Source organism: Hydrogenispora ethanolica, from assembly GCF_004340685.1.
Classification (GTDB): Bacteria; Bacillota; UBA4882; order UBA8346; family UBA8346; genus Hydrogenispora; species Hydrogenispora ethanolica.
Genome location: NZ_SLUN01000052.1, coordinates 26,455 through 33,040, shown reverse-complemented (window position 1 = coordinate 33,040; position 6,586 = coordinate 26,455). Strand labels below are relative to the sequence as shown.

Genomic DNA, 6,586 nt, shown 5'->3' with positions numbered 1-6,586 from the left:
CGGAATTCAAATCGAAAAATTTTCAGATGCGTGTTTTCATCAATGGTTTCAAGGGTTCCCAAGGTTGCTTGTGTTCGTTAACCGGACAGTAGTGAAAAGGTTCATATACTCCGCATGGAATCTGCCGTCATTGCTCGTTCCGATTCCGCACAGCCTGTCGGTAACGCCCAATGCATACATTATTTCCCCTTTTTCGAGCCAGATTGCTCTTTTCAGCGGCTGAGGCACCTGGACTTTTCTGCCGGTCACGTCCTCAACTAGAATCGATTTGCCGTTTGCCGCGGGCGCTTCCGGCACCCATAAAGCCAATAGCCAAACGGCCAGAATAACAAAGATGGCTTCAATCCGTCTTGAAGAACTTCTCATATCCGATACTCCTTTTTCCATTGTGCAATTTTTCTTTATCCACCGCAGGACGGCATAGAAACGATTGATGCGCCGCAAATCACTCCTTGTGAAATCGTGTTACAATTTTTATAAATAATAACATCCATTTCGAATCGAAGCAATGTTTGAAAGATACATAAGTTACAAAATTTCCAAGAAAAATCATCCGATTTCAGGAGAAAAACGCGATAAATAAAGATTATTTCGTCAAAGGCAAAACGCTTTCCATATTCCCAAAAATCTGTTTACTCTGATTCTTCCATTCAACCGATTGTTAATTTTGTTATGAATTTTAAAATCGTATTAATTGCAACGATTGAATTGATAAAAGCGCATCATCAACGAGATTTATCTCTACCAGAAAGAGCCGTTTTCATTCTCGATATCAAAACTTTATTCGAAAGCAATTATCCCACAGTTATCACGCCTCTTCGCCCGGTTTCCGCGTATCCATTCCCAGCGACCGTGTCAGGATACACGGTAACCTTGCATGCCCGCACTGTGAATCAGCATGGATGCCCGGTTGCTGTGCATGCTTACACAGTTACTGTGCAAGCATGCACAGCAACCGGGTGTGGATACACTGTGGATAAGGGACCATGCTCAATAACCGGGCATCCATGCAAGACAACCGGGGATGGATCTGCGATAACCGAGGATGAATGCGCTGTGGATAAGACAAACTTGCTCAAAACGATGAACGGTGGCGGAGTTTGATAATCTTTTAATCATGGAAGTTGAGCCGGCCGGCGATTGGCTGTTAAAGTTTTACAGGGTTGTGGTATAATAAAAATAATCATTACCTGAAAAGCAAGATGTCGTAAAACCAGATTCATCGGGGAGATTGAAGCATGTATACTGAAAAAGACTTTCATGCAATCAAGGATATCATCATCAACAAAATTCCGGAGACAACAGGAGTCATTCTCTTTGGCAGTTATGCGAAAGGAACGGCGCGGGAAGAGAGTGATATGGATTTTGCCATTTTGACCAAGAGAACCTTGGAGCGTCCTGAAAAACTAAAGGCTTTGACCGAATTGCGCTGGGAAATCGCGCGAAGGGGATATAATGCCGATTTTCTGATAAAAAACGAGGCGGATTTTTTATGGGAAAAAGATCTTCCTACTCTTTCCAAAGTTATTTTTCATGAAGGCGTGGAATTATGACGCAAGATGTAAACGTCATGCCGAAAAAATGGATTATCAAGGCTGAAAACGATCTTAAAACCGCGGATCAACTGCTGAAAATGGATGAACCCATTACCGATTCCATCTGTTTTCATTGCCAACAAGCGGCGGAAAAATATCTGAAAGCCTACCTGACCCACCAGGGGATTCCGCCGGAAAAGACCCATAAAATCGAGCGATTAATTGAGGCCGCTTCTCAAATCGATACTTCATTCGTTAATCTAAAAGCCATGTGATAAAGTCCTCAAATTCGGAAATCATCCTTTCAATGGACTAAAAAACGACTTTATCACTTGCTTTTCTGAGCTTTTGTGTTCACCCTGGCCTTCGGACAGGGTTTATCACAACGCTTCTAAAAGCCATGTGATAAAGTCTCTTTCACTCCGATTCGACCTGCAAAAGGATATTAAAACCGACTTTATCCCTTGCTTCTCTGAGCTTTTGTGTTCACCCTGGCCTTCGGACAGGGTTTATCACAACGCTTCTAAAAGAAGCTGTTTTGCTTACCGAATATGCCGTGGAAGCGCGCTATGCCGATGATTTTTATATCCCTTCGGTTGATGAAACCAAAAATGCCTTTGCCCTGGCATTGAGAGTTAAAGATTTCGTCCTGCAGAGATTGAAATGAGCATGGATAACTTGTTTTTTTCGAACATCAACGACTTGCTTCCAAGCGAGGTTTGTTCTTTGTTCAAGGGGTAAAAATAAAAAACAGAGATTCCTCCGCACCGATGAACGGAGAGAATTCCAAAGGACTCAAAAGCCTCCGTTCGCGAGGAACGGAGGCCGCTGGTATCCATGAATATTCAACCTACCGGTAGGCATTCTCGTAAATCTGGGTGACCTCCGCCAGTGACAGCGGGACCGGGGTCACCTGGTACAATCCGCCCATGGTGTGGAAGGAGTTCTCGGCCAGGGCCGGCAATTCCTCCCGCCGCACTCCGTAACCGGACAGCTTCTCGTCCGCCAGCCCGCTGGCATCGATCAATTTCTGGAGGGCGGTGATGAAGGCGAACGGTTTGACCGCTTCCGGCAGAGCGGCGGTGCTCTCGCCCATGGCTTCGGCCATCGCCACGAAACGCTCCGGCAGACAGCGCTCGGCCAGATAAGTGAAGTAGGCCACCGAGAGCATGGTCAGTCCGGCGCCGTGCGCCACCTCGGGGTGGAAGGCGCTGACCGCGTGCTCCATCGAATGGTGGGAGATGCAGGAGGACAACGATTCGCAGATCCCGGCCTCGGTATTGGCCCAGGCCAGTTGGGTGCGGGCCTCCAGGTCGTTCCCGTCCCGGACTGCCGCCGGCAGGTACCGGGCGATCAGGCCGATGGCCTCCAGCGCCAGATGGTCGCTGGCCGGTTGCCGGACCGTGGCAAGGTACGCCTCGACCGAGTGGAAGAAGGCGTCCATACCGGTGTAGGCGGTCGTCCTGGGCGGCACCGACAGCATCAGCTCCGGATCGACGATCGACAGCGCCGGAAAGGTATCTTTGCTTCCCCAGCCGATCTTCTCCTGGGTATCGCTTTTGGTAATCACCGTCCACGGGTCCGCCTCGGTCCCGGTGCCGGCGGTCGTGGTGATGGCGACGATCGGCAAGGCCCGGTGGGGCGGGGTCTTCCCGCCGCCGCTGCCGCCATGGACATAATCCCAGTAAAGACCGGGGTTCACCGCCATCACCGCGATGCTCTTGGCCGAATCGATAGTGCTGCCACCGCCCAGGCCCAGCACGAAGTCGCACTGATTCCGGCGGGCCAGCGCCGCGCCTTCCTCGACATGTTCGGCCACGGGGTTGGGCAGGATCCGGTCATAGACCACCGCCTCGACGCCGTTCTGCCGCAGGTAATCCACGACCCGGCCCAGATAGCCGAGCTTTTGCATGGAGCCCGAAGCGCCGATGACGATCAGCGCCTTCTTGCCGGGCAGGTGCTCCGTGGTGGCCAAATCCGCCAGTTTGCCCGGGCCAAAAAGGATCCGGGTCGGCATGTAATAAGAAAAGTTCAGACTCATTGACTTTCCTCCGTTCCGCAATCGCTTCAAGTTTCCGTCCGCTAACGTCAAAGGAGCGCGCTCTTTCACGGCTCCATCCGTACCAAAGATCCCTTTGGGAAACCCCCATGGGATTCACCGCAAGGCCCGCTCGTTGAGGCGCTTGGCCACCGGCATCCGCCGGCCCGCTCCGAACGCCTTGGAGGTGATCCGTAAGCCCGGGGCCGCCTGCCTGCGCTTGTACTCGTTGCGGTCCACCGTCCGGATGACCCAGCGTACCGTCTCCGGATCGAAGCCGCGCGCCGCGATCTCCTCGGCCGAGCGGCCCTCCTCCACGTAATCCTGGAGGATCGCGTCCAAAATATCATACGGCGGCAAGCTGTCCTGATCCTTCTGATCGGGCCGCAATTCCGCCGAAGGGGCCTTGGTCAGGGTCGAGCGCGGAATCAGCTCCCGCTCCCGGTTGGCATACTCCGCCAGTTGATAGACCAAGGTCTTGGGCACGTCGGAGATGGCGCTCAAGCCCCCGCTCATATCCCCGTACAGCGTGCAGTAGCCCACCGCCAGCTCGCTCTTGTTGCCGGTGGAGAGGGCCAGGTAGCCGTATTTGTTGGAGAAGGCCATCAGAATGTTGCCGCGGATCCGGGCCTGGATATTCTCCTCGGTCACATCGGGCTGGCTCCCGGCGAAATGCGGCGCCAGAGTCTCCAGATAGGCCTCGAAGGTTTTCACGATCGAGATCTCCCTGAATTCGATGCCCAGGTTGGCGGCGAGCTCCCGCGAATCGTTGACGCTCCCACCCGAGGAGTATGGCGAGGGCATGGTGATCCCCAACACATTCTCCTTGCCCAGCGCCGCCACGGCCAGACAGGCCGTGAGCGCCGAGTCGATCCCGCCCGACAGCCCGATCACCGCCCGCTTGAAACCACACTTTTGAAGATAATCCCGGATCCCCAGGACCAGGGCCTGGTACACCGCTGCCACTTTGTCCAGCGGCGGGTGCAATCCGGGATCTCCCCGCCGGGCGGTATCCACCGTAATCCATTCCTCGCTGAAATAGGGTCCGACCGAGAGTGGTTGGCCCGCTCCGTCAAAGCTCATGCTGCCGCCGTCGAAGATCAGTTCGTCGTTGCCGCCGACTTGATTGGCGAAGATGAACGGCAAGCGGTGCCGGCGGGCGTGATTCTGAATCAGCCGGAAGCGGACATCGTCCTTGCCCATATGAAACGGCGAGGCCGAGATATTGATCAGTACCGTGGCGCCCTGATCGGCCAGTTCCTGAATGGGGTCGAACTCATACAGCAAGTGTTCGGGCCAGAATTCCGGATCGTTCCAGGCATCCTCGCAGATGGAGATGCCCAGGGTTTCGCCTTTAAAACCGACCACTCCCACCCGGTCGGCCGGATCAAAATGGCGGGCTTCGTCAAATACATCATAGGTCGGCAATAACGATTTATCCTGCCGGAAAAGGAGCTGGCCCCCGCAGATCAGGAGCGCGCTATTGGCCAGCGCCTTCCCGGTGCTCCGGCCGGTCGGCAACGGCGCGCCGACGAGCAGCCCCGTCTCCGGATACCCCGCCGAAAAGTCAATCAATTCCGCCACGGCCGCTTCGACCTGGTCGATGAACCATGCCTTCTCCAGCAGGTCCTTCGGCGGATAGCCCACCAGCGCCAGCTCGGGAAAGACGATCAAATCGGTCTGCCCGGCCAGCCGCGCCAGCGCATCCTTCATCCGGGCCGAATTGCCCCGCACATCGCCGACCACCGCATTGACCTGGCCGATAGTTATCTTCATGAGATCCTCCCTGGAAAATGAATTCCTTGATGATACGGTCCATTCTTCCCCCGCCACCGCCGGAATTCCGGCAGCGCGCCGCAAGCGCCGGAGGGGACGATCATGATATTAATTACCAATTATATCACTTGGCGACCGGAAAACAATAGACCATTCTGTTAAAAGCGCCTCCGTCCCGCGGGGATGAAAACCCGATCAAAAAAGACGGCCGAATCAGCCGCCTCCTTCTTCATCCTCCAGGACTAGACTCACTTTCCTGCCGCATCCCGGGCAATCCGCTCCTGAAAGAAGCTTCGTCCGGTAGCCGTTCCGCTCGACCCACACGGCGCCGCACTCCGGACAGCGAGTATCGTTACCCCCGCCGGTATTGCCCAGGTAAACAAAGCGCAGATACTCCCGGGCGATCCGGTGGGCCTCCTCCATCGTCTCCAGCGGCGTGGGCGGCGCGGTCAGCTGATAGTTGGGAAAATACCGCGACAAATGAAGCGGGATCTCTGGGTCCAGATCGGCGATCCACTGCGCCAGGGCCCGGATCTCCTCCGGCCGGTCATTCTCGCCCGGAATGATCAAGGTGGTCAGTTCCAGATGGATCCGGCCGGCCGCGGCCCGGATATTGGCGAGCACCGGCTCCAGGCTTCCCGAACACAAACGCCGGTAATACCCGGCATCGAACCCCTTCAGATCGATATTGGCGGCATCGGTCCACTCCAGCAGGTCGGCCCAGGGCTCCGGCTGCAGAAAGCCGTTGGTGACCAGTACGTTTTTGAGCCCCCGTTCCCGGAGCAGCGGCATCGTGGCCATTAAAAACTCGAACCAGACCCCCGGCTCCGAATAGGTATAGGCCAGTCCGATGCTGCCATGCTCCCGGCTGGCCCGGACCGCCAGTCCGGCCAGTTGGGCCGGGTCCAGGCTTTGGGTCGGCGCCTTTTCCCGGGAGATCTGCCAGTTCTGGCAGAACCGGCAGGCCAGGTTGCAACCGATCGTGCCCACCGAGAGGATGGAATGGCAGGGGTAATAATGATAGAGCGGTTTCTTTTCGATCGGGTCCAGAGCAATGCTGGCGATCCGGCCGAAGTTCTCCGCCGTCAGCCGGCCCTCGCGATGGGACCGGACCCGGCAAAAGCCGGATTTTTCCGGCGCGATGCGGCACTGCTGCGGGCAGAGCCTGCAGATCAGCTGGCCCTCTGGTAAAATTTCATAATACCTGGCTTCGATCATGCCATCACTGCCTTGTGGT

The 6,586-nt window shown here is 55.4% G+C and carries 7 protein-coding genes; 3 read left to right on the top strand and 4 right to left on the bottom strand.

Annotated elements, in window-relative coordinates; translation table 11 throughout:
- Positions 1–48: 48 nt before the first annotated feature.
- Positions 49–366 carry a hypothetical protein gene (locus EDC14_RS24760; RefSeq protein WP_207930790.1) on the bottom strand — a complete coding sequence of 106 codons (318 nt, stop codon included), beginning with the start codon at positions 364–366 and terminating at the stop codon, positions 49–51.
- An 872-nt stretch (positions 367–1,238) separates the two neighbouring features.
- Between EDC14_RS24760 and EDC14_RS24755 the strand changes: the two genes are divergently transcribed.
- The 3 genes from EDC14_RS24755 (at position 1,239) to EDC14_RS27625 (ending at position 2,202) form a co-directional block, all read left to right on the top strand.
- The gene (locus tag EDC14_RS24755) at positions 1,239–1,553 is read left to right on the top strand and encodes a nucleotidyltransferase domain-containing protein (RefSeq protein ID WP_132017527.1); all 315 of its coding nucleotides are present in this window, start codon (positions 1,239–1,241) and stop codon (positions 1,551–1,553) included.
- Positions 1,550–1,810 carry a HEPN domain-containing protein gene (locus EDC14_RS24750; protein ID WP_132017525.1) on the top strand — a complete coding sequence of 87 codons (261 nt, stop codon included), beginning with the start codon at positions 1,550–1,552 and terminating at the stop codon, positions 1,808–1,810. Before EDC14_RS24755 ends, EDC14_RS24750 begins: the two co-directional genes overlap by 4 nt.
- A 263-nt stretch (positions 1,811–2,073) precedes the next feature.
- Complete coding sequence (locus EDC14_RS27625) at positions 2,074–2,202, top strand: hypothetical protein (protein ID WP_279388797.1); 129 nt, start codon at positions 2,074–2,076, stop codon at positions 2,200–2,202.
- 183 nt (positions 2,203–2,385) lie between these two features.
- Here EDC14_RS27625 and EDC14_RS24745 read toward each other — a convergent pair whose 3' ends face one another.
- From EDC14_RS24745 to amrS, 3 genes are all read right to left on the bottom strand, one after another.
- Entirely contained in the window at positions 2,386–3,576 is a 1,191-nt protein-coding gene (locus EDC14_RS24745; protein ID WP_132017523.1) for an iron-containing alcohol dehydrogenase, read from the bottom strand.
- 114 nt (positions 3,577–3,690) lie between these two features.
- Positions 3,691–5,349 carry an NAD+ synthase gene (locus EDC14_RS24740; protein ID WP_132017521.1) on the bottom strand — a complete coding sequence of 553 codons (1,659 nt, stop codon included), beginning with the start codon at positions 5,347–5,349 and terminating at the stop codon, positions 3,691–3,693.
- A gap of 213 nt (positions 5,350–5,562) precedes the next feature.
- Positions 5,563–6,567: an AmmeMemoRadiSam system radical SAM enzyme gene (gene amrS / locus EDC14_RS24735; protein ID WP_132017519.1), complete on the bottom strand. Its 1,005-nt coding sequence runs from the start codon at positions 6,565–6,567 to the stop codon at positions 5,563–5,565.
- Positions 6,568–6,586 lie beyond the last annotated feature (19 nt).